A 25,957-nucleotide genomic window follows, 5' to 3' on the forward strand; every position below is an offset into this window, starting at 1 on the left:
TCCTTCTTTATCGCCGCATCAGGCTCAGCACCGCGATGTCGTCCGATTGCGGGGCGCCGTCCGCGAACATGAAAACGTCCATCAGCAGCGCGTCGATTACCTCGGCGCTCGACATCCCCGGCGTCATCCGCAAAAACTGCTGCAGCCTTCCGCCGCCGTACTGCTCCTGCGTACCGTTTTCGGCCTCGGTAATGCCGTCCGTATATAACACGAGCCGATCGCCTTCAGCCAGCGTCACGACCGTATCGTAGTAGCTCGACTCGGGCATCGCCGCGAGCGGAAGGCTTTTCCTCAGCTTGATCGGCTGCACCTCGCCCGTCGCGCGCACGAGGTACGGCGTGCAGTGTCCGCCCTCGCTCAGCGTCGTCTCGCCGGTGTCGGCGTCGAACACGCCGCATACGATCGTCGCGAACAGCATCGGATCGTCCGCCGCCAGCTCATCGTTGACCATGCGCAGCAGCTCGCCCGGCGACAGGTCGGGCTTCATCTTGCCTTTGAGCAGCGTCAGCGCGACCGCCATGAACAGCGCAGCGGGTATGCCTTTGTCCGACACGTCGCCCAGCGTGAAAAACAAACGGCTCTGGTCGATCTTGTAAAAGTTGTAAAAATCGCCGCCGACCTCCTTGGCCGACTTGAGCAGCGCGCACACGTCGTACGGCTCCTGGGCCGAAGGCATCGTGCGCGGCAAAAAGCTCATCTGAATGCCGCCGGCGATCTGCAGCTCGCTCTCGAGCCGATCCTTGATCTTGGTCGTCGCGGCCAGCGCGTGCATCGAGCTCTCCAGCTGTTCGTACAGCCTGGCATTCTCGAGCGCGACCGCCATCGGCTGGGCGACCGCTTCGAGCAGTTGCCGGTCGCGGTCGGTAAACGGCTGGCGGCCCCGCTTGTTGACGACCTGCAGCACGCCCTCCACCAGGCCGCCCTTAACGATCGGCACGGTCAGCAGGTTGTGCGTCTCGAAGCCCGTCGCGCTCGCCACCCGGCTCGACCAGCGCGGGTCCGCGCCCGGATCGTTGACGACGATGCTGTCGCCCGATTGCGCGACGAGGCCCGCGATTCCTTCGCCGACCGGCAGGCGAATGCGCTTGACTTCATCCCCTTTGCCGCCCGTGGCGACCTCAAAAAACAGCTCCTGCCTGTCCCGGTCCAGCAGCAGCACGGAGGCCGCTTCGACCGGCAATATCGTCTTGGCCCGCTCGACGATCAGCTCGATTTGCTCGCCGCGCCTCAGCGTAGAGTTCAGCTGCAAGCTGATATCGAGCAGCGTACGGGCCTGCCGCACGCGGGAGCGGCACGCCAAATAAACGGCCGCGCCGCCGGCCAGTCCGCCCGCCGCAAGCGCCGGGACGACCGCCGCCCACAGCATGTCCATCGTCTTCTCCCCCTCCGCATCCGTCGGCCCCCGGCCGGCGGACGCCGTTTGCGACGCCGGCCGTTATCGGGCCGCCAGCGCCGCCGTCGCCTGCGCCGCCGTATCCGCCGTCTCGAGGATGCCGAGCAGCCCCGACATCTCGAACACTTCCCGTACCGCTTCGCTCATGCCGGCGCAAATCAAACTTCCTTGGAGCGCCTTCGTTTTTTTGGCGGCCACGAGCACAACCCGCAGCCCCGCGCTGCTAATATACTGGAGCGAAGCAAAATCGAGCACGAACCGGGTATGCCCCTCGCCGGCCAGACCGACGAACGCCGCTTCGGCCTCCGATGCGTTTTGTCCGTCGAGACGTCCTTCTATCGTAAGAACGGCGACGCCGTCCATTACCGCTGACTTCAATTCCATCCGTCGCACCTCGTCTATTCGTATTTAATCATCGTCAGCCTGTTGCCCGTAGGGAGCCGCTCGTACCGGAGCTCGTCCATCAGCCGCTTGACGAAATAAACGCCGAGCCCGCCGATCGGGCGGCTGTCCAGGTCCTGCGTCAGGTCGGGATCGGCTTTGGCCAGCGGATCGAACGCCGCGGCGTTGTCCTCCAGAACGAGCCTCGCGCCGCCCGCAACCGGCTTGACGATCAGCCGAATCCGGGGATCGCCGCCGTCCGGATACCCATAGGACACGATATTCGTCAGAAGCTCCTCGCAGGCAAGCGTCAATTGAAGCTTCGTGCGCTCGGACCAGCCCAGCCGGTCGCCGGCCGACTCCATGAAGCGATGCAGCGTATCGATCGCGGACAAACCTTCATCCAGCGCGATCGCGCTGCTACCGTCCGCGTCCGCCCCCCTCGTGCGCCATGTCGTTCCAAGCGGTCAATGGCTTCCCTCCGTCCGCCGTCAGGCGATGCCAAGACGTTATTATTCACGCGTATCATACCATAATCCGACAAAAAAAATAGCCGTTTATGGCAAACGAATCGTATTTACGCGGGAAATTTTAAGCTATAATAGAAAACAAATCTCAGAACGGAAAAGAGGTCGCGACCTTGAGCCGCCTTTATGCCCATAACCGCAAGCCCGCCGCCTCCCGCACCGGCCAAGCCGACAAGCCGCAGCAGGGCAAGCCGATCCAGATGCTCGCGATGCAGCGGGCCGTCGGCAACCGGGCCGTCCTGCAGATGATGCGCGGAGGCGAGCTTTCTCCGGAAGAGTCGGAAGTCCCCGCCCAGCGCAAGCAGGAGCGTCCCGGCGCGCTGCCGCTCGATGTCCAGGCCAAGATGGAAAAAGTGATGGGCGCCGATTTTTCCAACGTCAACGTCCACGCCAACTCCTCGCAGGCGTCGAGCGTAGGCGCGCTTGCATACGCGCAGGGCAACGACATCCATTTCGCGCCCGGGCAGTACAGCCCCGACACGCAGAGCGGCCAGAAAATCATCGGCCATGAGCTCGCCCACGTCGTTCAGCAGCGCCAAGGGCGCGTGCTGCCGACCGCACAGCTGAAGAGCGGGATGCGCCTGAACGACGATCCCGCCCTTGAAAAGGAAGCGGACGATCTTGGCGAGCGCGCTGCCGCGACGCCGGATCAAGCCGCGCCGACGATCCAACGGATGGCCGACCGCCCGACGCCCGGGCTGCCCGAGCATGTCGCCCCTTTTACGCCGGTACAGCATTCGTGAAAGCCGTCCTTTTACTTCGGAATCGACCCTGATCTGCCGCTTCAATCTTTCTTTTCCACTCGCCCATCGCTAAGGAGTCGTGCGTTCATGAGCTCATTTCAAGCCGCGTCCCGCTCCGCGGGACCCGCGACCTCGCAGGCCGCGCAGGCCAAGTCCGTCCCCTCGCGTTCGTCCGCCGCGCCGGCCGCCGCGACGCTTCAACGCATGCAATCGCCCGCGGGCATATTGCAGCTCCAGCGCGCTCTCGGCAACGCCGCCCTGATCCAGATGCTGACCGATCCGGCCAAGCTTCCCGCCTCGATGCCGTCTCCGAACGCTTCGAAGCAGACTTCGCTCGCCGGCGCGCATCTGCGCAGCTTCAAAAAGGAGCTTGACGCCAGCGGCGGCGAGTCGTTCGAGGTCGACGAGAGCACGATGGTCGGCGGCAAGATCAAGTATCGCGGCGAGCTGGACGTATACGAAGTGTACGACAAGACGGGCGGCTGGAAGCTCGCGAAGTTCGGCTCCGATTACGGCTTTATCCGCAAGGACAAAGTGAAGGCGCTAGGCGGCATCGCCGGCGCGCGCGACAAGCTGGCCGACATCAAGGCGCAGCAATCCGGAGCGGCGCTGTCCTCCATCGGTTCCAATCCCCAAGCTGAAGAAGGAACGGAAGAACGCGTCGAGACCGCGGATAACCTCAAAGAGCTCGGCACCCTCGTCCCAGGCACCAAATCCGAACAGCTCGAAGACGCGATCGACAATCTGAAGGGCGTCGAGGGCGCTGAGGACCAGAAGGAAGCGCTCGAAAACCAGAAGAGCCACCTGGACGTCGGCACCAATCCGCTCGAATTCGCCATGTCCGGCGTGAGCGGCCTCATCGCCATGAAAAAAACGATCGGCGCGATCAAAGATCCCGAGCAATCCAAAATGGACGTCGCCGAAGGCGTCATCGACACCGCTGCGTCCGGAACGAAGATGGTCGAAAGCGGCTCGGGCCTCATTAACGATGCGGGCGTCGTCCACGGCACGGGCGATATCGGCGACGCGGGCGCAGTCAGCGACTGGGCTGGCTCGGTCGGAGAAGCGATTGCCGCCATCAAGAGCGCGTTCAGCGTCGTCAAGGGCATCTACGAGATGTTCAAAAAGGGCATGAGCGACGAAGGACTGAGCAAGGACGAAGCGGTGGCCGGCACGCTGGACGCGTTGGAAAACAGCCTTCAAGCGGCTCAAGGCGTCCTGAAGACCGTCAAGGCGATCAAGGATATACTGGATATGGGTACCGCCGGCCTCGCCGCTGCCATTCCGGCCGTCGGCATCGCCATCAGCGGCATTTCCATTACGATCAAGACGTACAATGCGGTCAAGGCGACCGTATCCGCCATGAAGATGACGACGGCCAAGCGGGAGTTCAAGTCCGCTTACGGCGCCGGCGGCAAAAACAAGGATTACGTCACGGCGGGCAAAAAGCGCACCCTCGGCGGCGTTCACCTGTGGACGACGAACGCGGGCACCGACCCGGCCAAGCTCAAGCAGCGCAAGGACGAGCTGACCGCGCTTGGAACGGCGGCATCGCCGGACGAGGTGCAGGAGCTTAAGGATATTCAGGATTACGAGCTTGCCAAGGAAATGAAGTACATCAACCGCAAGCGACAGATTCGCGGCACGATCGAGATCGGGCTGGAGATGACCAACATCGCCGGCGATATCGCGACGCTCACGGGCGTTGGTGCGCAGGTCGGCATCCCGCTGAAGGCGGCCGCCGGAGGCGCCGGCGCGACGATGAAGGTGGCGCGTACGGTCAAGCAGATGGGCCGCGACCGCGCCGCCAAGCCGGGGGGCCTGGAGCGTCACCAAGGCCGTTTTCAACGCGGACAAGTCTTCCTCCGCCAAGCTGGCCAAGCGAATTCAGCACAGCAACCTGATATTGGAGATGGTCGCCGCGCTGCCTGAATACCGCCCAGGCGACGAGAGCATCCTCAAGCAATACAAGCGCGTCGAAAACTTCATCTCGGCGAGCGGCGTCTCGACGGCCGAGCTGTACCGCCTGAACGGCAACGTCGAAAAGCAGCGCGAGCTGCTCGTGGGTGGCATGAAACAGCGCTGATCGGGCGCCATGGCGGCCACTGGCCATTTAATCTGCAATAAACACCAATCGAGAGGGTGAGCTTATGGACAACTATTCGAATGCGCGCGACCTGGCGGAGCTCGGCTTTTTGCAGCAAGCGCTGGAGGAAGCCGGCCTGCCCTGCCGTCTGCTCGAACCGACCGGGGACGTGCCGATTCCCGCCCTCCTCGCCGCGCCCGACGCCGACGACGAGAGCGGCGAACGCTATTTGACTTTTACTTTCGTGCCGCTCGATGACGAGGATATCGGCGATATCCGCCTGCTGCAGATTTACACCGTCGTCGCGCCTGTCGTCGCATCGCAAGCTCGGGCAGGTCTGGCCGAGCTGCTCATGGCGGTCAACAGCCGTCTCCCGCTCGGACATTTCAGCCTGAATGACGCCGGGGGAGCTGTATTACCGCTACGTATGGGCCGTCGGCGCCGGGAACAAACTGCCTGAGCTCGACGCGCTTCATGTCATCGACCTTTTCCTCATGACGCTTGGCATGTTCGGACAGACGGCAGGCGAAGTGGCGTCGGGCAGCCGCCCCGCCGCCGAAGCGATCGCAGCCTTGGATTCTTAAGCGGGGCGCAGGATTGCCGGTTTCACGGCGAACAAAAAAGAGGGGCTAGTCTTGAACTAGACCCCTCTTTTTGCTGCGGACACCCGCAGTTCCATGCCTTCGGCGGCAAAGCGCGCCCATGCGGGCAAGCCATAATCCCGCCTAGCGTCGATATCGTGCGACATATGCGTGAACACGACTGACGGCGCTCCGACTTCCTCGGTCAGCTGCAGTCCTTCCTTGACGTCGTACAGGGAACGCGTCGACATCGGATAAGGCTCCTCGTAGAAGCTCGTGCCGAGAATCAGCAGCGACAAGCCGCGCAGCGGCTCCTTCTGCTCGTCCGACAGGTCGATCGAATCGGGACAATACGCGAACGATCCGCCGTCAGGATGGTCGAAGCGGTAGGCGTACGAATAGCCGTTTTTGCCGTGGTTCACCTTCCAGGCGCGGATCGCCCAGCTGCCGTAAAACAGGTCGCCAGCCTGCTCGAGCGGCCGATGAAGAAGCCGTCCGCCGATCCACGGATACCGGGTGGCCACGTCGTGCAGCACCTCGGCGGGCGCGAACAGCTCGGCCGTCATTTCCAGCCATCGGCAGGCGTCTGCCCATTCGGCAAGGCCCCCGATATGGTCGACATGCGCATGCGTCAGCAACGCTCGCTCCACACGCCTCGCCCCGAGCCGCTCCATCTGATGGCGCCAGTCCGGCCCGCAATCGACGAGGAGCGGCGCTTCTTCGCCCGTATTCAGCCAAATGGACGAACGTCGCCTGACGTTCAGGCCGCCGCCGCGCGCCTCCTCGCAGACTGCGCACTCGCAGTATACGCGAGGCGTGCCCAGGGAATCTCCGTTCCCCAGCACCTTGATGATCAAGTCCTGATGATGAGATGCGGACAACTCGCTTACCTTCTTTCTGTATGTCGCAGACTTATACAGCGGTTCCTCCGCGCTGCGCGGACCCGCTTAGATCGGCAGCAGCTCGACGCTGTCCATCGCCTCGAGACGCGAGACCATCGTCTCCCAGGCTTCCGGCTTGTTCGGCAGCGCGGCGTAATACCAGCGCAGAAAACCCGCCGCAAGCGATGCAGGCAGCGTAGTCAGCGCATCGTCCGCCGGCCGGAAGCAAAGGTCGAGACCTTCTACCGCCTTGCCCTCGTGATCCCAGGACGGGTGCACGTACGGGATATCGAGACGCTTGAAGCCGAGATGCGACAGCACCTCGCGCCTGACCGCGGGATGCATCGGACCGACAGGACCGGCGGCCTCCCCTTCGTCCAGCTGCGCCGGATCGTAAATCTCGGCGAACATGCCCAGCATCGGCACGCCGCTCTCCGCCTCCAGCCGCTTCAGGTGCGCCTCGCGCTGCACGAGCAAAAACCGGCCGATCCCGAGTCCCGGGCGCCCGACGATCGTAAAATCCGTCATCGCCACGGCGAATTCGGGCCGGTACCGGTATTCGGTCGCGCCGACCACCTCGCCGTCCAGCACGGCGACGAATACCTGGATCGTCGGATCCAGCAGCGGCTCGCGCCACAGCTCGAACGCCAGAACCTCTTCCGGCGGGAACACGCGCCCCATCAAATCATGCATCTTGAAAAAATACGGATCCTCGATCGATTCGATCTTGCGATATTCCAATGCCATGCTCGCTCCTCCTTATCCGGCCATAAAAAGGAGAAGACGGGGCGGCATGCATCCCCGTCTTCCCGTGCGATTGCCAGCTCTTGCAATCAAGCGTAAAGGAATCGAATCGTCTTGTAAAGTTTAATCTGTCACCTCGGGGACCGCCGCGACGACAAAAGCATGGCGCCCCGGACCGGTCCGGCGTTCATCCGCGGCCGAAGCGGCGCCTGGGCTAAGCTCCGGCAGGACGATCACGGCCGTCGCGCCTTCCGGAATTTCGATTTCGAGTTTGAGCGCGTCCCCTTCCTTCCTCCAATCGGAGACGATCTCGCCCTTTACCGTCTTCAACCGGGTCCGTACCCATTCGAGGCGCGATGACACGCGCGGACGGATGCGGATCGTTTCATAGCCGGGCGAGAGCGGCTCAATGCCGCCAAGACGCGTGTAAAAGGACGCGCCGATGCCGCCGAACATGGCGTGGTCGTGCGAGTGCATGCCGCCCTTTTCGTTCCACTGCTCCCACAGCGTCGTCGCCCCCTGCGCGATCTGAAAGCCGAATCCCGGATACTCGGGCTGCGTCAGCAGCTCCAGCGCCAGATCGATATGGCCGTGATCCGCGAGCACGTCCATCAAATAACGCGTGCCGTAAATGCCCGTGTCCAAACGCCGGCCCTTCGCCTCGATCGCGGCGATCAGCCCCTCGACCGCCATTCCGACGCGGGACGGCGGCACCATCCCGAACGTGAGCGGCATCAGCTGCGCGGTCTGCGAGCCGCTGCCGTAGATACCGTTGCCTCCATGGAAGCGTGACTCGAACGCGTCGACGAGACGGTCCGCAAGCGCCGAGAAGCGCAAAGCATCGTCCGCATGACCGCAAACGTCCGCCGCTTGGGATACGATGCGCGCGAAGCGCCAGTACAGCGCCGAATTCACGATCGCGACTTCATTGAAGTAATTTTCCCAGCCGTCGTCGTTCGGCGCGCACCAGTCCCCGAAGCCCTCTTCGACGATGCCGGCAGGCCACTTCGCGGCGAGCGTATCCACGTAAGCGGACATGCTTGGATAAGAAGTCTCCAGCGTCTCGCGATCTCCGTAGTACATGTACAAATACCAGGGCAGCGTCACCTTGTCTCCGCTCCAGTCGGGATTGCCGGCATCGTGGCGAATATCGCCGAGCCATTTGCGGTAATAGGACTGCATGCCGAAGTTGTGAATCGCGGCTTCCTCGACGACGGCCGAATCCATCAGGCACGGCGTTCGCTCGTCCCGCTGGCAGCAGTCGGTCGGGATGCTGTACAGATTGTTCAGGATGGACCATCGGAGATTGCTTTGGATACGGGTCACCGTCTCGTCCGAGCATTCGAACTCACCGGCTTCCGCGACGGCAGCATGCACCGGTACCGCGAACAGCTCCAGCAGCTCGGCATCCCCGGTCGCTTCGACATAGCGGAAGCCGTGATACGTGAAACGGGGCTCGTACGTCTCCCGCTCCATGCCGCCGCCCAAAATGTAGGTATCGGTCGCCTTCGCGTTGCGGTTCGTCCACGGGTCGATCGCGCAGTCCGCGCCGATGAGCTCGCTATAGCGTAGCGCGATCCGCGATCCGGCGGGTCCCCGGACGACCGCTCTCGCCCAGCCGGCGATATTTTGCCCGAAGTCGTAAACGGCGACGCCGTCTCGCGGACGCAGGACGCGAACCGGCTGCAGCGGCGCAAATGCCCGAACCGGCGGCTGCTCGCTTCGCGCAAGCTCGCCTTCGGGCGGCTCGGCGCGCGCCGCGCATATCCAGCCTTCGGCCGCGAATCCCGGCGAATCCCATCCCGGCTGCGCGAGACGGGCATCGAACGTCTCGCCGTCGTATATGTCGTTCGCGAGCAGCGGACTCGGCTTGGTCAACCAGCTCTCGTCAGTCGCTACCGTCAGCGTCGAACCGTCTTCGAGCGTCGCCGTCAGTTCCAAAGCGACCGCCTTGCTTCGTTTCCACTTCCAGCCCCAACGCGAATAATTCATATTATAGCCGTTGCCGAGCCACAGGCCGATCGCATTGGTCCCCTTCTTCAACATGCCGGTCACGTCGTAAACGTCATACAGCAGCCTGCGGTCGTAAGGCGAGTTCGCGGGCGTCAGCACGCGGGAATCGGGCTTGGCGCCGTTGACGCTAAGCTCGTACCAGCCGAGGGCATATACGCGAAGCTCCGCCCGGGCGACGGGCGAAGGCATGGCGAAGTCCTTGCGCAGCAGCGGGCTGTCGGGCGCGACGGGCGCCTCGCAGATGGCCAGGACATTCTCGTCCATCCGCAAGCCGCTCCCCGAACCGTCGATGCGTCCGCCGCCGAACTGAATCGCGGCGGGATCGTAAAACCGGTTGACGTACAGGATGCGTCCGTCCGGCGAGTAAACGCGCAAGTCCCGGCATACGGCAGACCCGCCCGTCTCTGTCTTGAATCCGATCGTGCCGGGCGTGCGCCCGGATTCGCTCGCAGAGAGGACGGTGCGTCCGCCTATGCAGACGGCGACCTCCTCCGCGCTTCGCTCAAGCCTGACCCCAATGGAGATTGCGCGGTTCGCGAGCTCTGGCGCCATGGCTTGCGCCAGCGGCTGCCGCGCCCCGTCCGCAAACGCGAACAACGTCACGCTGCCGGACGCGGCATCCAGCGCGCAGCCGCTGTATCGCGTTTCCGACTGAACGCCGAACAGCACCTCCAGCGTGCCGGACTCCGGAACAACGGTGAATTCGATCGCAAATTCGTTCCACGTTCGATGATCGGCGACCGGCGCGGCGATCCAAACCGCTTTTTCGAATGCGGTTCGGCTTGTTTGGTTAGACATGGCCGTGACCTCCCTGGTTGTTAGCATTCGGCGACTCAGCCGCTGTCGCTTCCGGCGCAAAGTCAGCCGGAACAGCCGGCGCATTCCATGCGCGAACCGTCAATCCGGCAAGCGCAGTCCCTTCCGGCGCTTCGTACGGAATGGTTACCTCCTCGCCGGGGCGCAGCCCGATCTCATTGTCCGCGAGGTAGCAGTCCCAATCGACCGGGAAACCTTCGATCGTCGCGCGAACCGCGGGCACGAGGCCCGTATTGCGGATGCGAATGATTCCTCCCCCGTCGTAACGTTCGGCCGACAGCGCAAGCGATGTCTTCGGAAGACGGCGCATCGGCGCGTCCGGCAGCCCTGCGTACAGCGCGAACGCCTCCTCGGCGGCCGCGCCCGGATACTCGTTGCCGTCATGCAGATGCGCTTGCTCGAACGCGATCAGGTCTTTCGTTTTCGGCTGCGCATTGAATTCGTACCACTGATCGGAGATCGCCGCGCCATCTTCGTCCTGGAGCCTTACCGCCAGCAAAAAAGGCGTCAGTCGCTCGGCCTCGCCGGGCAGCGCGAACGCGATCCGGCCCAGCTTAACCCGGCCGTTCGCCTCCAGCTCGACGTCATAGCGGCCCGACCATAGCTCGCATAGGCCGCTATCGTACAAGGTCGCGTCCGCCGCCGCGCCGCGCAACGCATCGCGCGTGTCGTTTGCCGCGTGAAGCTCCGCCACGAACGTCTCGCCCGCCCGCCAACCGCCGATCCGGTCATAGGTCGCGAACGCCGACCTTGGACTGCATGCTCGTTTCGCCTGATAGTAGGACAGTTTAGGCGTCCCGTAAAAATCGACGATGCCCCAGGAATGGCCGGGAAACAAATCCGTGAACTTGTAATACCAAAAGCCGGTCTTCCCCTCCGACGCGCCAGCACGCTGAATTTCAGCGGCAAAACGAATCGATTCGCCCTGCGCCGCCTGGGAATACGCGATATACGTGTCCAAATCCCGAATCGGCCCGTACGAGCCGTAACGCATGACTTTGATGACGTCCTTCAGCGAGAACTGATGGAAATGCGCCAGCCAGCCCCGGCTCTCCTCCGTCGGCGGCCAAGCGGACAGCGCCTCCTCGGGCACGAATCTGACGCAGCTCGACCGCGCGGGCATGCTCGGAACGCCGTATTCCCCGTAAAATACCGACGGCATCGCAAGCGTTGCCGCATCGAGGGGCTCCCCGCCATGATACACGTTCCAATTGTGCGCGCTCCCGCCCCACGGGTCGGTCCGGTGGAACGGCCTGTACGGATCGAGACCGCGGCAGCGGCGGCCGACCAGGTGCAGCGCCTCGTCCGCGCCGCCGTGCTCGCCGTTTTCGTTGCCGCCGCCCCACATGACGAGCGACGGATGGTTGCGCAGCCGCTTCACCGATCGGGTCACTTGCCGGTCGAGGACGCCAAGATCGGTATGCGGCGCATCCATCGGTCCCCAGCATAGCGGGAACTCCTGGTACACCAGGATGCCCGCCTCGTCGCACAACCGGTAGAACGCGTCTTCCTCCACGATGCCGCCGCCCCATGCGCGCAGCATCTGCACGTGTCCGCACCGCGCCAATCCGATCAGACGCGCGTACAGCGCCTCCCGCTGCTCGAGCATCGGATCCGGCCAGCACCAGTTCGCGCCCTTGATGAACATCGGCACGCCGTTGACGACGAACTGCCAGCGGTAATCGACTTCCGGGCGGGCGCCGGGTGCGGCGGCCATCTCGATCGTGCGCACGCCGAACGTCGTCTCCGTGCCGGCGGCGGCGATCGCGTTGGCTGCCCCTCCGCTATAAGGCGCCCCATTCACCGTCGCGCGGCCCCGTCCTTCCGCATCGGTCGCTGCGGCACGCTTGGCACCAAGCTTTAACCGGTAGAGCGGCTGTTCGCCGTACCCCGCAGGCCACCATATCGACGGGTTACGAAGCGTCACCTCGGTCTTATAACGGCTGCGTCCGTGCGGCGCTTCAACGTTGCTTACAAATCTGAAGCATTCAGCCTTGTCAGCGTCTCCCTTCTCTGCATGGCCCGCCCGCAAACGAATCTCGGCCTGGACCTCGAGCGGGACGGGCTCTTCGAGCGAGCTGTCTACGCTGTATGCGATCTCCAGCACGGCGCCTTCCGGACCGATCGACCGGGTCACGACATACGGCTGGGAGACCGCGACGTCGGGCTCGGCCACGAGCCATACGTCCTTCCAGATGCCGAGCGAGATCAGATGACCGTAGTGCCAGCCGAAGCCAGGGCTTCCTTTCATGATGCCGTTCCAAGACTCGGGCGCTTGATCGATGCGGACGACCAGCTCGTTCGGTCCGTCGAAGTCGACGAGCTGCGTGACGTCGAGGTCGGGGCCGCCGAACATGCCCGCGTGATGGCCGAGCGACATGCCGTTCAGGAACACGGTCCCTGAATAATCGATCCCCTCGAATCGCATCGTGAGCCGGCGCCCCCGCCAGTCGGCCGGCGCCTCGAAGCTGCGAGCGAACCACCAGTCGCTGCGCTCCGCCCGCGTCCGGCGGAACCAAACGGGCGTTTCCTTCGGCTGGCCGTAAGTCTCCAGCTCGTCGATCGTATTCGTGTCCCAATACGGATCCGCGAGCTCGCCAAGCCCGACGAGCGCGCGCTGCACCGTCGTCGGCACCGTCACCTCGCGCCAGCCGCTTCGATCTGCGCCCGGCGCGTACCATTTCTCCGCCATCCCGCGGCTTGCCTTGGCCTTCCGGCCGAACCAGCCGGTATTCGGCGCCGGATCGCCAGGGTCGGCGGGCTCGCTGTCTTGCATGCGCCAGCTGCCCGACAAAGAAATGCGCTCCGGCCCGTGGCCGTCAATCTCGCAGTCTCCTTCTCCATCGCCGTCGAGTACCTCCGCAGCCGACTTTCGCGCAGGCAAAGACGCCTCCGCCTCGCAGGCCGCGTCCCCATATAACGAGGATTTGCGGTACGCCTCGTCCTGCACGTCGTCCAAGTATCGTTCCGTCATGCCGTCCCGCTTCCCTTCCGAATTCGTTTTTCGAGCAAACAGGGAGCCGGCGCCTTTCGGCCCCCGGCTCCCTGTCAAGGCGGCTATGCCGCGCGCGGCGGCCTTTATTGCAGGCCGTGCTCCGCTCTCAGTCTTTGGACTTCGTCGTTGTAGAACTTCGTGAAGTCGTCCGCGCCCGCTTTCTTGAAGGCGTCGAGCGCTTCGGCTTTCGCTTTGTTGTAGGCCGCTTCGTCCTTCGCCAGAATGATCTTGGCCGCCTGGCGCGTGGCCAGCTCCTTGAGCGAAGCCTCTTTCTTTTTCCAGTCGTCCGTCAGCGTTACGCCCGGCACCGTGTTTTCCTTCAGCACTTGATCCTCGCTCATGTTGTCCATCCAGGTCGTAGCGGACACGAGCTTACCTTCTTTGATCAGCTTGCCGAATACTTCGCCCGAGTAGGAAGCGCCATAGTGCTGGGCGAAGTCCTTTTCAAGCGGCGTCGCGGCCTTGACGAGCGCCTCTTCGGTATTGAACAGGTTGAGCGGCTGGCCGTCCTGCGGATTGGCGACGTCGCCGCCGAGGCCGATGATGTTCAGGTCGAGCGACATGCCGGACGACTCGAGCGGAATGCCCCCCGTCGCCTTGAGCGCCAGCGAATCCTCGGTCAGCGTCGGCTTGCCGTCCGTCAGGTTCCAGTTCTGGCCTTCGACGCCGCTGTACATCGTTCTCGCGCCTTCGTAGGAATAAATGTAGTTCAGGAACTCCATCGCTTTCTCCGGATTTTTGGAGCTCTTGGAGATGCTGTACGATTTGTCCTGCCAGCCGAGCGGGCGAATCTCGCCCGTCCAGGCGTACTTGCCCGCAGGGATGACGATAAAGCCTTTGCCGTCGTTCGTATGCTGCGCGTTGAAGTCGCCCATCGCCCACGTAGCCGGTCCGACGACGATTTGGCCGGAAGTCGCCTTGGCCATATAATCGTTGTTTTTCATCGTCAGGCTGTCCGGATCGAGCAGGCCGCGCTGGTTGGCGTCGAAGTAGAACTTCATCGCCGTCCAGAAGTTGGACGTCTCGTCGGTCAGCGTGCTGATGAACTTGGTGCTGCCGGTCTCGTGCATCGTCAGGTCGCTCGTCACGCCGGCGATGTTGGTGAAAATGATCGGCGGAATCGTATACGGCCAGAGGCCCCAATCCTGCCACATCGAGACGCCGTATACTTTTTTGCCGTCGTCGGTCTTCGGATGCTTCTGCACGATCTGATCGACGACGTTCAGCAGGTCGTCCATCGTCTTGACCTCGGGCGCGCCGGCTTCCTTGTACCAATCCCAGCGAATCGTCGGGCCGATCGTGATCGGACGGACGAACTTGCCCGACTTCGCCTGAACTTGCGGCGGCAGGAAGTAGAGCTTGCCCGTGCCGTTGCTCCAGTTTTTCTTGCTGAAGTCGACGACGGTCGGGATGTTCGCGGTAATGTCCTTGCCGTGATCGGCGAGCAGGTCGTCCATCGGGACGATCAAGTTGCCTTCGATCAGCTGCTTCTGGTATTTGTTGACGTCAGAGCGGACGATGTCGGGCAGGTCACCGCTGGCCAGCATGACGTTGAATTTGTTTTCGTCGGCTTCGACGTATTCGATCTTGACCCCGATCTTGTCGGCGATCGCTTTGGCGACCGGGCTTTCGTTGTACTTGTTCCATTTGGTGCCCGGCTCCATGACCAGCACGCGGAGCGTGACCAGATCCTTGGCTGCTTCACTCGATGCGCTGGGACTTGCCGCGGCCGAGCTTGCGCCTGCGCTTGCCGACGCGGTCGCGGAAGGCGAAGCGCTGTTGCCGTTATTGCCGTTGTTGCCGCCGGAACAGGCGGACAGCAGAAGCGAAGTCGTCGCCAGCATCATGGCCCCCAGCTTAAGGGTAGCTTTCTTTCTCATTGTAACCCTCCTATGAATGGTCGAGATTTATAATTATCGGCGATAAAGCCGGATAATCCAAGCTTGTCTTTTTAGGGTTGGAAGGCATTGCGCCCCGGTCAGCCTTTGACCGCGCCCATCATGATGCCTTTGACGAAATAGCGCTGCAGCATCGGGTACACGAGCACGATCGGCAGCGTCACGAGCATCGTGATCGCCATCCGGATCGACTGCGGCGTCAGCGTCCGGACCAGGTCGCCGCGGTTCAGCTGCTCCGTCGTCGCATTGGACAGGTTGCTCGATTGATTCAGGAAGTTGTAGAGCACGAGCTGAAGCGTTTGCAGCTTCGGGTTTTCGACGAGAAAGTAGTTGTCGAACCATGTATTCCACTGCCCGACGGCGGCGAACACGGCGATCGTCGCGATGATCGGCATCGACAGCGGAAAAATGATGCTCGTGTAGATCTTGAAGTAGCCCGCGCCGTCGATCTTGGCCGATTCCTCGAGCGAGGCCGGCAGCTGTTCGATAAACGTCTTGATCAGGATGACGTTAAACCCCGCCAGCGCGGTCGGCAGCACGTACAGCAGGAAGCTGTTTTGCAGGCCGTACGTTTTCATCGTCAGGTACCAGGGAATGAAGCCCGCGTTGAAGTACATCGTGACGAGGACGAACCGGTAGATCGTTTTGCGAAAAGGAAGCTCTTCCTTCGTGATCAGATAGGCGAAGAACGAGCAGCAGAAAACGGTAATGAGCGTGCCGACGACGGTCCGCGACAGCGAGACGATGGCGGCGTCCATAATGCCCGGCAGCTTCACCGTGGTCTGGTAAGCCTCCAGGGAAAAGCCCGCCGGCCAGAAGGTGACGCCCTTCTGCGCTTCGATCGAATCGCTGATCGAATAGATGAAGATGTAGTAAAAGGGATAAATGGTGCCGAGCACGAGCAGCGTCAGAATCAAATAGTTGAAAAAGTTGAACGTCAGATCCTTGTAGTCGATCGGCCGCCTTCGCCGCTCCGGCTTCGAAGCGACGGCCGCCGGCTTGGATGCGGTGTGCGTATTCATGAGGAAGCTCCTTTCCGGTCAGACGATCCCTTGGCCGCGGAATTTTTTTGGACAGCAGGTTGACGGTGAACAGCAGCACGATGCTGATGATCGACTTGAACATCCCTACGGCCGTCGAGTACGAGTAGTCGCCCGTGACCAGCCCGAGCCGGTAGACGTACAGGTCGAGCACCTCGATGCGGTCCGCGACCATCACGTTGCTGAATACGAGGTATTGCTCGAAGCCGGCGGATAGCAGGTTGCTGATGGAGAGCAGCAGCAGCACGATAAACGTCGGCATGATGCTCGGCAGCGTGATGTGCCAGATCGTGCGCCGTCTGCCCGCGCCGTCGACCTTGGCGGCGTCGTACTGTTCGCTGTCGATGCTGACGATGGCGGCCAGATAGATGATCGCGCTCCAACCGACGGATTTCCACAGGAGCAGCAGCGTCTGCACCGTCCACACGCGTTCGTAGTTGCCGAGCACGTCGACGGGCGCGCCGCCGAGTCCGAGTTTCATCAGGAACGTGTTGACCGCCCCCCTCCGTGCTGAACATGCTGAACGCCAGCGCGTATACGATGATCCAGCTGATGTAGTGCGGCAGCGTGGAGACGGTCTGCACGAGCCGCTTGAACCAGCCGCTGCGCACTTCGGATACCATGATGGCGAACAGCATCGGGATCGGCGCGGTCAGGATCGAGAGAAAGCTCAGCGCCAGCGTGTTCATCAGCACTGGCCCCATCCGGGGATCGCTGAACATCTCTCGGAACCGGTCGAGTCCGGAAAATGGCGTTTTGGATAGCGGGATGCCGGGGTGATAGTCGAAAAAGGCGTAAATCCAGCCGAACAGCGGCACATAGCTGAAAGCGAAGGCGATCAGGACGAACGGCAGCGCCGCAAGCAGCAGCTTGTATCCGTCCTTTCGCCGGTGGCTCGATTTGAAGCGCCGCTTTTTGCCGGTCTGACTCGCGGTCGTGATTTCCATAGCGGTTCTCCTTTGCTCCAGTAATCTCTCTCTTGTGATGTCCTCATTATAGGAGGCTTCGGAACCGGGTCGAATGAAGGATCTCTCGATCTCGTTGAAATATATAGAGGCGCGCAGTCGGGCGGATTGAACGATTTTGCGGCGGGTTGAACAAAAGCATGGAGGCGGATTAGTAGATTCGGAGCCTGAAACCGCAAACATGCGGTTACAGCCCTGGGCAAGGTAGTTTTGGTGTCTGGAGCCGCAGTTTTTGCTGTACGGCGCGGGGATGGCGCTTAGCGAGCGTGCAGGATGCGAGAAATTCACCGCTACAGCGGGCCAATTCGGCGGATCGCGGGCTGTTAGCGAGGTTTGCGCGGTTCGAGCGACCTCTTACTCTGGTAGGTGAATGCACAAAGCCACCTTGGCCACCGGGTACGCCGGCGTGCCAAAGCGGCTCGTTTGCTTGAGCTGTTAAAGTCTCGTTATTATGATCTTTCCTTAACTTACTTCGACACTTGCACGATCAGCGTGTCGCCAGTCGTCGTGCCGGCCGCGTTGGACAGCTCGGCACGGTATTCATAGCTGCCTGGCGTCCTGCCCGAGATCGCCGTCGTCGCCGCTTCCGCCGACGGGGTGCCGACGGTCAATTGCTGGGTATCGATCAACGTGCCGTTTTCGTACAGACGATACGTCCCTCCGTTCGTTCCCCACCACATGTTCATCGACACGTCGTAGCTGCCGTCGCCGTCCCAGTTATTCGCGGAGAGCACCGGCTTGCCCGGCTTCGCGTCCTTGACGACGACGGCAAGGGTTTCGCTTGACGTCGTCCCCTTGGCATTGATCAGCTCGGCCCGGTAACGGTAAGTGCCGTCCGCGCGTCCCGAGAGCTGCGTATAAGCCGTCTGCGCCGCCGGCGACGCGCTCGCGAGCCGCTGCGTATCGATCAGCGTGTCGTTCTCGTACAGCTTGTAGACGGTTCCGTTCTCGCCGTACCACAGGTTCATCGAGATCTTGTAATCCCCGTCGAGCAGCCCGGTGTCGTAGCCGTTGTCGCTGGACAGCACCGGCACGCCCGGCTTCGCCGCCGCCGGCGGTTCGGCCGCCAGACCCTCGCGCGCCGTCGTCAGCACGGAGAGCGCTGCGTCGATTTGCTTCTGCGTCGAAGATTCGTCAGCGAGCGCCGCGGCTGCCGAGTTCAGCGCCGTCTGCAGCGCGGACCAGCTGCTTGCCGTATAGGCGGCTTCGTTCAAGCCTTCGGCCGCAATCGCCTCATACTTGGCCTGCAGCTGCGTCCGGTCCGCGGGCGGCACGGCTTGCAGCACGACGATCCCGTCCAAAAACGCCGTATTGTCGCCCGAGGCGTTCGTCGTGACGAAGCGAATCGCGTGATTGCCGGCGGCTCCTGCGAAAATCGGCGTCTCGAACGCCGCGAAGCCTGTCTTGTTCGCCGGCGAGAAGGAGGCCAGCAGTGTCGTATCGTAATACACGTCGAAGGCGACTTGCCCGCCGAAGTCCCGTCGCGCGGCCTGGAAGGCGAGCTTATAGGTGCCTCCCGCGAAGCGGATCGTCTGCGACAGCTCGCCTTGCGAGCCGTTTTTGGACGTGAGCAGCGCGGTCTGCGTTCCGTCCGGCGCGGTCGGCGCGCCGAATACGGAACCGTTTTTCTGCACGCCCGCGAGTCCGTTAAAGGTCCAATCGTACGTCATCGGTCCGACGCGGTAGCTCGTGACGGCAGGCGACTCGAAGCCGCCGTTCGCGAGCGCAGGCACGAACGACTCAAGTCCCTCGCGCGCCGCGATCAGCGCCGACAAAGCCGCATCCGTGTCGGCTTGCGTCGCATACGCGTCTGCCAACACGACATCAGCCGCCCCCAGCGCATTTTGCAGCGCCGTCCAGCTGGCATCCGTGTAGTTGGCCGCCTGCAGGTTTTCCGACGCAATCTCGCTCTTCTTGCTGGCGAGCGCTGTCTGGTCGGCGACCTCCTCGACCAGGATCAACCTGACGTCGTCGATGAACGCCGTATTGTCCCCGGTCGTCGTCGTCGCGGCGAACTTGATCGTATGGCTGCCGGTCGTCGCGACCTCGAAGCCGCCGGTCTTAAACGCCTTGAAGTCCTGCGACGTCGGCGAATAGGAGCCGATAACCGCATTGTCATAATAGACGTCAAAGCTCTGCTGGCCGCCGTAGCCGCGGCGCGCAGCTTGGAAGGACAATTTATAGCGGCCCGCGGGGAAGCCGAGCGTCTGCTTGATCTCGCCCGCAAGTCCCCCCGTTCGTCTGAATCAGCGCGGTCTGAACGCCTTCCGGCGCGTCCTTCGCCCCGAACGCCGAGCCGTTCTTCTGGATGCCGGACCGGTTGTTGAACGACCAGCCGTCCGCGAAGGCGCCCGCCTTCACGCCGCTCGCCGCCGTGACCGCCGGCGATTCGAAGCCCGCGTTGAGCAGCGCCGCCGGCTCCGGCGGCTTCGGCGGGCCGATCTCGACTGCGTCGATAAAGGCGGTATTGTCGCCCGTATGCGAGGTGGCCTGGAACTTGATCTTATGCTTGCCGCCTGTCGTTTCAAAGCTGTCGGTGCGGAACGTCGTGTAAGAGCCCGAGGGCGCGAAGCTGCCGATCAATTCATCGTCGAAGTAAACGCCGAACGTCTGCTGCCCGCCGAAGCTCGTTCGGTTGGCGGCTTTAAAGGAAACCTGGTATTCGCCGGGCTTGAAGTTGATCTCCTGGTAGAAGTTTCCGTCGATGCCGCCGTCGGTTTTCAGGTACATGCTCTGCAATCCTTGCGGCGCGGGCGGCGGCGCGAACGCGCTCGTATTGCTGTGCACGCCCGTATGGTCGCTGAACACCCAGCCGTTCGTGAACGGTCCGTTCCGGTAGCTCGCTACCGCCGGCTTTTCGAAGCCGGCATTGTAAAACGTGACCAGCGGCAGTTCGTCCGGCACATCCGCGCTGTAATAGCAGCGCTTGACCGCGCCAGGGTTCGGATCGCCGAAAACCGCGACCGTGCAATCCGTGCCGTTCGTCGCCACTTTGTAGTTGAAGAGACCGTCCGCCCCGTACGCGACGATGCCCTCGCCTTCGTAGTAGCACTCGCCGCCTTCGTAAGCGCAGAACTGATAGCCGTCCGGGGCAACGCTCACGTCGAGAATGCGGTAGAACGCCGAAGTCGTGCCCGACGGTTCAAGTCCGGCCTTAAAGGCCCTGGCTTTGAAAAGCTGCGTCGTGGACGTTTTCAAAATGACCGGCCGTTCGTACAGCGGCGAAGCCGCGGTCGGCGCGCTGCCGTCGATCGTATAGCGGATCTCGGCGCCCGGCGTTCCCGTCGTGACCGTCACCGCCTCCGAAGAATCGTATACGCCGTAAGGCAAACTTAGCACGGGCGCGTCTACGCGCGTCGCCATGGACCGTGGCGTCACCGTGATGCTAGCGATATTGTAGCCGTCCGGATCCGCCTGGCTGACCGCCTTGATCGCCACCTGGCGCTCCGTGTCCACGTCGGGTGCCGTATACAAGCCGTTCGCGTCGATCGTGCCGTTGCCGGCTCCGATGACGCTCCAGTTTACGCCGCCCGCGTTGTCGATGACGTCCGCGGACAGCTGCAGCGTATCGCCGCCCGTCACCTTGGCTTCGACCGGCGTCAGCTCGACCTGCGTCTGCGACGCTTCGGTCGTATAGATCGCGAAGTTGTAGTCGGCGCCGACGTTCTCGTCGCGGAACGCATCCGTGGCGGCAAAGCTGCCCGAAGCAGGAGGCAGCAGCGCGTTGCCGTCTCTGGCCACCGCATCGCTATACGCGTGCTTTACGAACGTCTTGCCGATCGCGGCGCCGCCGAAGTCGAACGTGATGTCCTTCGGCGCGCCCGCTTTGCTCTCGACGAGGATCGCATAGTCGCCGCCGTCCGTCTTGAAGGCGGCCGCGCGCACGTCCGGCGAGCTCGACAGCGCCTCGACGACGTCGCTGTGCGCGGGGACGTACCGATTGAGAAGTCCGGCCGAATAGAACGTCCGCTTCGCCGTCAGCCCCTGCACGACCGAATCCCACATCGTGTAGTTGCCGTTGACGTCGCCGAGCGGGTCGGTGCTCCAGACGCCGTTCAGCTGCCAGACGAGCGCCGATTGTAGCCCTTCGTTTGCGCCGCGAATGACGTAGTTGGCAAAGCCCGAGTTCCAGCCGCTGGCGTCGTCCGCCGACCAGCCAAACTCCGTCATCTGAACCTTCTTCGGTCCGACCGCCGCCTTGCGGGCCGCGATCTCGGCGCCCAGGCTCTCGTACGACGCGCCGTACATGTGAAAGCTGTAGCCGTCGATATGCGCGTCCGCCAGCGTATGCAACGCGGTCGTCCAGTCCGTGGCGCTCGTCTCTTCCGGCGCCCAGATGCCGATCCGGTCGCGCAAGCCGTCCGCCGCGAGGCGCTGGCTGACCTTCGTGACGATGTTGGCGTAGTACTGCTGCTGATTCGCTTTGTCGCCGCCGGTCTCGAAATCCCAGCTGCCGTTCGGTTCGTTGTAAAACGTCAGATACTTGATATTGTCGTAGCCGCGTTCGTCGATGAGCGCCTGGAGGGTATTCGATGCCGATTCGGCGAAGTCGTCGACGTCCGCCGGCGCGCTCGTCCACGGATCGACGCCCGGCAAGCCGAACCAGTCATGAATTTCCTCGCCGTTTTTCCACCCGAAGTTGAGCTCGATCTCGGTGCCCGCCGCCTTGAGCGCGTCCAGGTACGGATAGACGGCCTCCATCTCCTCGCTGTCGAAGTCGTAGACGCCCTTCTCCTTTTCCACCCAATCGACCTGGAACCAAAGCCTCGCGACCTTCGGCTTGATCGTGCCGATCCGCTTCTTGTCGATCTCCCATTCGGGCCCGTCGTAGCCGTAGCTTGCCGACTTCGGCATTAGCGCGAGCGGCATGACGTTCACGCCGACGCCGAGAAAATCGTCGTTGATGACGTTGCCGGTATCGATGCTCACCGTGACGCTCTCGGCCGCCGCGGTTTCCTCCGCAACGGCGCTTCCCGTGCCCGCGCCGGCCGGCAGCAGGGCGGATAGCAGCAGCGTTGCGGCTCCAAGCGCGCCAAACCTGGATTTCCTGATCATCATCCTCAGAATCGCTCCTTTAAAGGGTGTGTATGAACGGTAACCGCTTACAACTCGTGCCGCCCGATCACCTCCGCTACTCGACGTTGGCCTGGTTGCGCTTGCCGGCTCCCCGACTTTTTCAACATAATCGCTTCGCATGCCGGTTCATATGAACGATCTCGCGATCCGCTTGAAAAAACGGCATAAACGCAGCCGGCGCAGGTTGAACGATTTTTAAATTCGTTCAAGTCCCTGCATTAAAAGCAAATGACCCCGCCCGGATGGGCGAGATCATTCATTGGCTTAATCCTTCTTTTGGGACTGAAGGGAAGGCAAGCGGACGACGACCTCCGCCCCTTTGTCGCGCGGGACGAACCGCAAGCCGTATCGATCGCCGAAGTAGAGACGGATCCGCTTGTTCACGTTGCGAAGCCCGATGCCGCTGCCGCCGCCCGCCGATTCGTAAGCTTCGCCCGTTTCGAATCTCCGATTGAGCTCCTCCAGCAGGTCCTGCGGGATGCCGGTGCCCGAATCGCTGACGACGATCCGCAGCTCGCCCCCGTCCGACTCGGCGTGAATGGAAATAAAAATTTCTTGCTCTTCCTCCCGTTGGCCGGACGCGATCGAATTTTCCACGAGCGGCTGCAGGATGAAACGGGGTACGAGGCACGAGGCCGTCGTCTCGTCGACGTCGATGTCGAACTGGACGCTGTCGTTGAACCGCATGTTGATGATGCCGATATAGTGCGTCAAGTAGGCCAGCTCGTCGCGCAGCTCGCACATCGGATCCTTGTTCGAGAATACCGGGCGGAGCAGGTTGCCCAGCGCCACGATGCTGCGTTCAATATCGTCCGTCTTCTTCATGTTCGCCATCCAGCGGACCATATTCAGCGTGTTGTACAGAAAATGCGGGTTGATCTGGTATTGCAGCGATTCGATCTCCGTCTCCCGCTTCTGCTCCTGCATGCTGTTGTTTTTGTCGATCAGCTCCACGATGCTGAGCGACATCTCGTTGAACCGCCGGATGACCGTCCCGAGCTCGTTGTCAGGCACGCGGTCGAAGGTGACGCCCAGCTCCCCCCGGCTCATGTCCTTCATTTTGCCCGACAGCACCTGCAGCGGGTTCATGATCTTGCGAAGCCAAACGTAAGAGAGCGCGAACATGATGAGGAGGCTGACGATAAAAAAAGAGCGCGACGGCCCGCTGCATTTTGTAAATCTGGTCGGCGTACAGCCCGAGCGGGACTTCCTTCAAAATGTACCAATCCGCATCCTGCAGCTTGTAATAGACCGTCTGGACGCTGCCTCCCTTTTCGTCGCGGCTGCCGTAAGCGGGAGCGCCCTCCTTTTGCGGCACGAACGGGCTGGCCGATCCGATCTTCTCCTTGTTGTTGCTGGAGACGATGACGCCGTCTTTGTCCGCGATGAACATGTCCCCGTCCTCGGGCCTGAGATCCGACGCGTACATGGAGGCGAGATAGCGCTCGTCGATGTTGAAAATCAGCGTGCCGCTCGTCCGCGGCTCGTAAATGCTGCGTACGCCGCGCAGCATGCTGACCAGCGTGGCGTCGTTCGGACCCGTCTTGTAAGGGTTGTAATACGATTCCTTCACGTTGCCCTGCACGATGAGCTTCGGGAATTCGCGTTGGGAGCGCAAGTAGGCGTCGGACTTGAAAAAAAGCCGCACCCACTCCTCCTCCGTCTGCACGAGCGTCTGCCCCGCATTGCCGCCGACGACGCCCTGCTGTTCCGCGGTTAGGTAGATCGAGTGGATGTAGTTGTAGTTAAAAATAAACGTCTCGATGCGGTTTTGCAGCAGGTTCTGATAGTTCACGAAGTCGACGTTGCGCTTGTCGGAGATATTCTGGAGCAAGTACTGAATCTGCTCGTCAACCCAGAACAGGTTGGACAGCCGATCCACTTCGCTGACGACGCCGTGGACGTTGTGATCGACCTGTTGGAACTGCTGAAGCAGCAGGCGTTCGTTTTGCGCCCGAATCTGGTTCAGCATAAAGGAATACACATAGTACGTGCCGGCGGACAGCACGAGCACGCTGATGAGCATGTACGACAGCACGAGCTGCGAGCGAAGGCTCCGGAAGGCGTGCGGCAGCTTCATTCGGCGGCCGCCTGGCCGCTCGTCCGCTGCCTGCGGTAATCGTTCGGGTTCAATCCCGTCACTTTTTTAAAAACCTTGCTGAAGTACGTATACTCCGGCGAAAAACCGACCTCGACCGCGATATCGTAGGACTTCATCTGCGTAGCCGCCATCAGCTCCTTGGCCCGTTCGATCCGGTACCGGTTCAGGTAATCGATAAACGTAATCTGCAGCTCCTTTTTGAACAAAAAGCTCAAATAGCTGAAGCTGAGGTTCACGTGATCGGCGACGGCCTGCAGGCTGATATTTTCTTTGTAGTGCTGCTTGATGTATTGAATCGCTTTGGTGATGTCGCTGCTCATATGCAGGCGGTTGCGCGTCTCTTCGACGATTTCCGCGAAAAAAACCGATACGCAATCGAGCATCTCGGGCAGCGAATCCGCCTCCTCGAGCTGTCCCGTGACGTTCATGAGCAGCGTCTTTTCATTTTGTCCGTCATTGTACAGACTCGTGCCTACCCATTGGAGAAAATGAAAAAGAAGCGACTCGATCGTCTTGCGGTCCTCGGACAAGGACGTCTCGAGCGACTGCAGGTATGCCTCGTATTCCTTCTGCTTGATCGGGGACAGCAGCGCGCGCAGCGGCGCGGCTTCCCGAAGGCGGCCGATGCGCGCGCGCACGCCGGCCAGATCGGGCGGTTGACCGACGCGGTGAAGCTGGCCGGTGCCGGTCAAAAATTTATGTCTCAGCGCCTTGCCGGCATCGGCATATAGCGCCGGCAGGTTTTTGTAGCCGCTTCGGATGCCGCTCACGCCGAACGACGCCGACGCGCCGAAGTAGGTCGAGATCGCCTCCTGAATGCTGCCGAGCATCGCATGCGATTCCTGCTGGATCGCTTGCTCGGACGCTATGTCCTCGAAAGACAACAGAATCAGGTAATGCTTGTCGTCGATGCAGAACGCTTCGCCGCGGCGCGCGGCGGACGCGATCTCCCCGAGCACGTTCAGCAGCGTCATCTTGATCAGATGTCCGTGCTCGTCCTTGAACTTCTCCTGCATCCGCGCGAAGCGGTCGAGCTCCATCTTGCAGGCGACGAGCCGGACCGGCTGGAGGCGCAAGCCGTGCTGGACGACGAAGCGTTCGAATTCATCGGCCGAGAAAATGTTGTAAAACAGAAAATCCTTGAGCATCTTCTCCTTCACCAGATCCAGGTTGGAGGGGTGCGGCTTGCCTTCGCCCGGCTGGCCGCGCGCGCGCTGTTCGTCCAGGCTGCGGCGCACGCCCTCCAGGACGCCGCCGATCTCCGCCTCGGTCATCGTGAGCTTCAATATATAATTGGAGACGCCAAGCGACATGGCCCGTCGCGCCAGATCGAACTCCTCAAGACAGGAAAGCACGACGATGCGCGTCTCCTTGTCGGCCTCGCGGATCCGTTCGATCAGCTCCATGCCGTCCATCCGCGGCATCCGGATATCGGTAATGACGATATCGGGCTTTTCCTTCGCATAGTAGTCCCAAGCCGCCTGTCCGTCCGGCAGATCGGCCGCGACCTCCATGCCGTATTTGCTCCAGTCGACGGAGCTCTTAAGTCCGACGCGGACGAGCATCTCGTCCTCGACGATCATCACCTTGTACATCGCGGCATCCCTCCGATCCGAGCGGCTCTCCTTCGTTTGACCTCGACTATAACCGATTCGCTTTCCGCGGACAAGCATCCGGGCCATACGCACGATATCGAGATTCGAGTGTTTTCATCATA

Annotated in this window: 18 protein-coding genes and 1 pseudogene; 4 read left to right on the plus strand and 15 right to left on the minus strand. The window is 62.0% G+C overall.

Annotation, left to right across the window (positions count from 1 at the left end):
- Positions 1-7: 7 nt before the first annotated feature.
- From OMP38_RS00655 to OMP38_RS00665, 3 genes are all read right to left on the minus strand, one after another.
- A complete protein-coding gene (locus tag OMP38_RS00655) occupies positions 8-1,372 on the minus strand; it encodes a PP2C family protein-serine/threonine phosphatase (protein WP_277563464.1) in 1,365 nt (454 codons plus the stop codon).
- 63 nt (positions 1,373-1,435) lie between these two features.
- A complete protein-coding gene (locus OMP38_RS00660; protein ID WP_277563465.1) occupies positions 1,436-1,777 on the minus strand; it encodes an STAS domain-containing protein in 342 nt (113 codons plus the stop codon).
- A gap of 14 nt (positions 1,778-1,791) precedes the next feature.
- Positions 1,792-2,169, minus strand: coding sequence for an ATP-binding protein (locus OMP38_RS00665; protein WP_277563466.1), 378 nt, complete (start codon positions 2,167-2,169; stop codon positions 1,792-1,794).
- Positions 2,170-2,414: 245 nt separating this feature from the next.
- Here OMP38_RS00665 and OMP38_RS00670 point away from each other — a divergent pair, with 245 nt between their 5' ends.
- The 4 genes from OMP38_RS00670 (at position 2,415) to OMP38_RS00685 (ending at position 5,590) form a co-directional block, all read left to right on the plus strand.
- Complete coding sequence (locus OMP38_RS00670; RefSeq protein WP_277563467.1) at positions 2,415-3,044, plus strand: eCIS core domain-containing protein; 630 nt, start codon at positions 2,415-2,417, stop codon at positions 3,042-3,044.
- An 87-nt stretch (positions 3,045-3,131) separates the two neighbouring features.
- Positions 3,132-4,976, plus strand: a complete 1,845-nt coding sequence (locus OMP38_RS00675; RefSeq protein WP_277563468.1) for a hypothetical protein — start codon at positions 3,132-3,134, stop codon at positions 4,974-4,976.
- Positions 4,951-5,130 carry a hypothetical protein gene (locus OMP38_RS00680; RefSeq protein WP_277563469.1) on the plus strand — a complete coding sequence of 60 codons (180 nt, stop codon included), beginning with the start codon at positions 4,951-4,953 and terminating at the stop codon, positions 5,128-5,130. The genes OMP38_RS00675 and OMP38_RS00680 overlap by 26 nt, the downstream gene beginning before the upstream one ends.
- 64 nt (positions 5,131-5,194) lie before the next feature.
- Positions 5,195-5,590 (plus strand): type III secretion system chaperone family protein, encoded by a 396-nt coding sequence (locus tag OMP38_RS00685; RefSeq protein ID WP_277563470.1) that lies wholly within the window; start codon positions 5,195-5,197, stop codon positions 5,588-5,590.
- Between the two features lie 180 nt (positions 5,591-5,770).
- On the opposite strand, the gene OMP38_RS00690 is transcribed toward OMP38_RS00685, so the two are convergent.
- The 12 genes and pseudogenes from OMP38_RS00690 to OMP38_RS00745 form a co-directional block, all read right to left on the minus strand.
- Positions 5,771-6,592 (minus strand): MBL fold metallo-hydrolase, encoded by an 822-nt coding sequence (locus OMP38_RS00690; RefSeq protein WP_277563471.1) that lies wholly within the window; start codon positions 6,590-6,592, stop codon positions 5,771-5,773.
- Between the two features lie 66 nt (positions 6,593-6,658).
- Complete coding sequence (locus tag OMP38_RS00695; protein WP_277565124.1) at positions 6,659-7,333, minus strand: GNAT family N-acetyltransferase; 675 nt, start codon at positions 7,331-7,333, stop codon at positions 6,659-6,661.
- 126 nt (positions 7,334-7,459) lie between these two features.
- The gene (locus OMP38_RS00700) at positions 7,460-10,147 is read right to left on the minus strand and encodes an alpha-L-rhamnosidase (RefSeq protein ID WP_277563472.1); all 2,688 of its coding nucleotides are present in this window, start codon (positions 10,145-10,147) and stop codon (positions 7,460-7,462) included.
- Positions 10,140-13,139, minus strand: a complete 3,000-nt coding sequence (locus OMP38_RS00705; protein ID WP_277563473.1) for a glycoside hydrolase family 2 protein — start codon at positions 13,137-13,139, stop codon at positions 10,140-10,142. Before OMP38_RS00705 ends, OMP38_RS00700 begins: the two co-directional genes overlap by 8 nt.
- A gap of 104 nt (positions 13,140-13,243) precedes the next feature.
- Entirely contained in the window at positions 13,244-15,040 is a 1,797-nt protein-coding gene (locus OMP38_RS00710; protein ID WP_277563474.1) for an extracellular solute-binding protein, read from the minus strand.
- Positions 15,041-15,138: 98 nt separating this feature from the next.
- Entirely contained in the window at positions 15,139-16,080 is a 942-nt protein-coding gene (locus OMP38_RS00715) for a carbohydrate ABC transporter permease (protein ID WP_277563475.1), read from the minus strand.
- Between the two features lie 100 nt (positions 16,081-16,180).
- A pseudogene (locus OMP38_RS00720) lies at positions 16,181-16,579 on the minus strand (ABC transporter permease subunit); the annotation flags it as partial.
- A gap of 951 nt (positions 16,580-17,530) precedes the next feature.
- Complete coding sequence (locus OMP38_RS00725; RefSeq protein ID WP_277563476.1) at positions 17,531-19,240, minus strand: chitinase N-terminal domain-containing protein; 1,710 nt, start codon at positions 19,238-19,240, stop codon at positions 17,531-17,533.
- Position 19,241: 1 nt separating this feature from the next.
- A complete protein-coding gene (locus OMP38_RS00730; protein ID WP_277563477.1) occupies positions 19,242-22,121 on the minus strand; it encodes a chitobiase/beta-hexosaminidase C-terminal domain-containing protein in 2,880 nt (959 codons plus the stop codon).
- A gap of 282 nt (positions 22,122-22,403) precedes the next feature.
- The gene (locus OMP38_RS00735; RefSeq protein ID WP_277563478.1) at positions 22,404-23,228 is read right to left on the minus strand and encodes a sensor histidine kinase; all 825 of its coding nucleotides are present in this window, start codon (positions 23,226-23,228) and stop codon (positions 22,404-22,406) included.
- Positions 23,146-24,219, minus strand: a complete 1,074-nt coding sequence (locus OMP38_RS00740; protein ID WP_277563479.1) for a cache domain-containing protein — start codon at positions 24,217-24,219, stop codon at positions 23,146-23,148. Before OMP38_RS00740 ends, OMP38_RS00735 begins: the two co-directional genes overlap by 83 nt.
- Positions 24,216-25,835, minus strand: a complete 1,620-nt coding sequence (locus OMP38_RS00745; RefSeq protein WP_277563480.1) for a response regulator transcription factor — start codon at positions 25,833-25,835, stop codon at positions 24,216-24,218. Before OMP38_RS00745 ends, OMP38_RS00740 begins: the two co-directional genes overlap by 4 nt.
- Between the last annotated feature and the right edge of the window lie 122 nt (positions 25,836-25,957).

Source organism: Cohnella ginsengisoli (assembly GCF_029525555.1).
Taxonomy (GTDB): domain Bacteria; phylum Bacillota; class Bacilli; order Paenibacillales; family Paenibacillaceae; genus Cohnella; species Cohnella ginsengisoli.

Excerpts from the sequence above, each read along its gene's own strand:
- OMP38_RS00705 (WP_277563473.1), bottom strand. The coding sequence starts at position 13,139 with ATGACGGAACGATACTTGGACGACGTGCAGGACGAGGCGTACCGCAAA.
- OMP38_RS00745 (WP_277563480.1), bottom strand. The coding sequence starts at position 25,835 with ATGTACAAGGTGATGATCGTCGAGGACGAGATGCTCGTCCGCGTCGGA.
- OMP38_RS00715 (WP_277563475.1), bottom strand. The coding sequence starts at position 16,080 with ATGAATACGCACACCGCATCCAAGCCGGCGGCCGTCGCTTCGAAGCCG.
- OMP38_RS00675 (WP_277563468.1), top strand. The coding sequence starts at position 3,132 with ATGAGCTCATTTCAAGCCGCGTCCCGCTCCGCGGGACCCGCGACCTCG.
- OMP38_RS00740 (WP_277563479.1), bottom strand. The coding sequence starts at position 24,219 with ATGAAGCTGCCGCACGCCTTCCGGAGCCTTCGCTCGCAGCTCGTGCTG.
- OMP38_RS00700 (WP_277563472.1), bottom strand. The coding sequence starts at position 10,147 with ATGTCTAACCAAACAAGCCGAACCGCATTCGAAAAAGCGGTTTGGATC.
- OMP38_RS00735 (WP_277563478.1), bottom strand. The coding sequence starts at position 23,228 with ATGAACCCGCTGCAGGTGCTGTCGGGCAAAATGAAGGACATGAGCCGG.
- OMP38_RS00655 (WP_277563464.1), bottom strand. The coding sequence starts at position 1,372 with ATGGACATGCTGTGGGCGGCGGTCGTCCCGGCGCTTGCGGCGGGCGGA.
- OMP38_RS00710 (WP_277563474.1), bottom strand. The coding sequence starts at position 15,040 with ATGAGAAAGAAAGCTACCCTTAAGCTGGGGGCCATGATGCTGGCGACG.
- OMP38_RS00730 (WP_277563477.1), bottom strand. The coding sequence starts at position 22,121 with ATGATGATCAGGAAATCCAGGTTTGGCGCGCTTGGAGCCGCAACGCTG.
- OMP38_RS00685 (WP_277563470.1), top strand. The coding sequence starts at position 5,195 with ATGGACAACTATTCGAATGCGCGCGACCTGGCGGAGCTCGGCTTTTTG.
- OMP38_RS00660 (WP_277563465.1), bottom strand. The coding sequence starts at position 1,777 with ATGGAATTGAAGTCAGCGGTAATGGACGGCGTCGCCGTTCTTACGATA.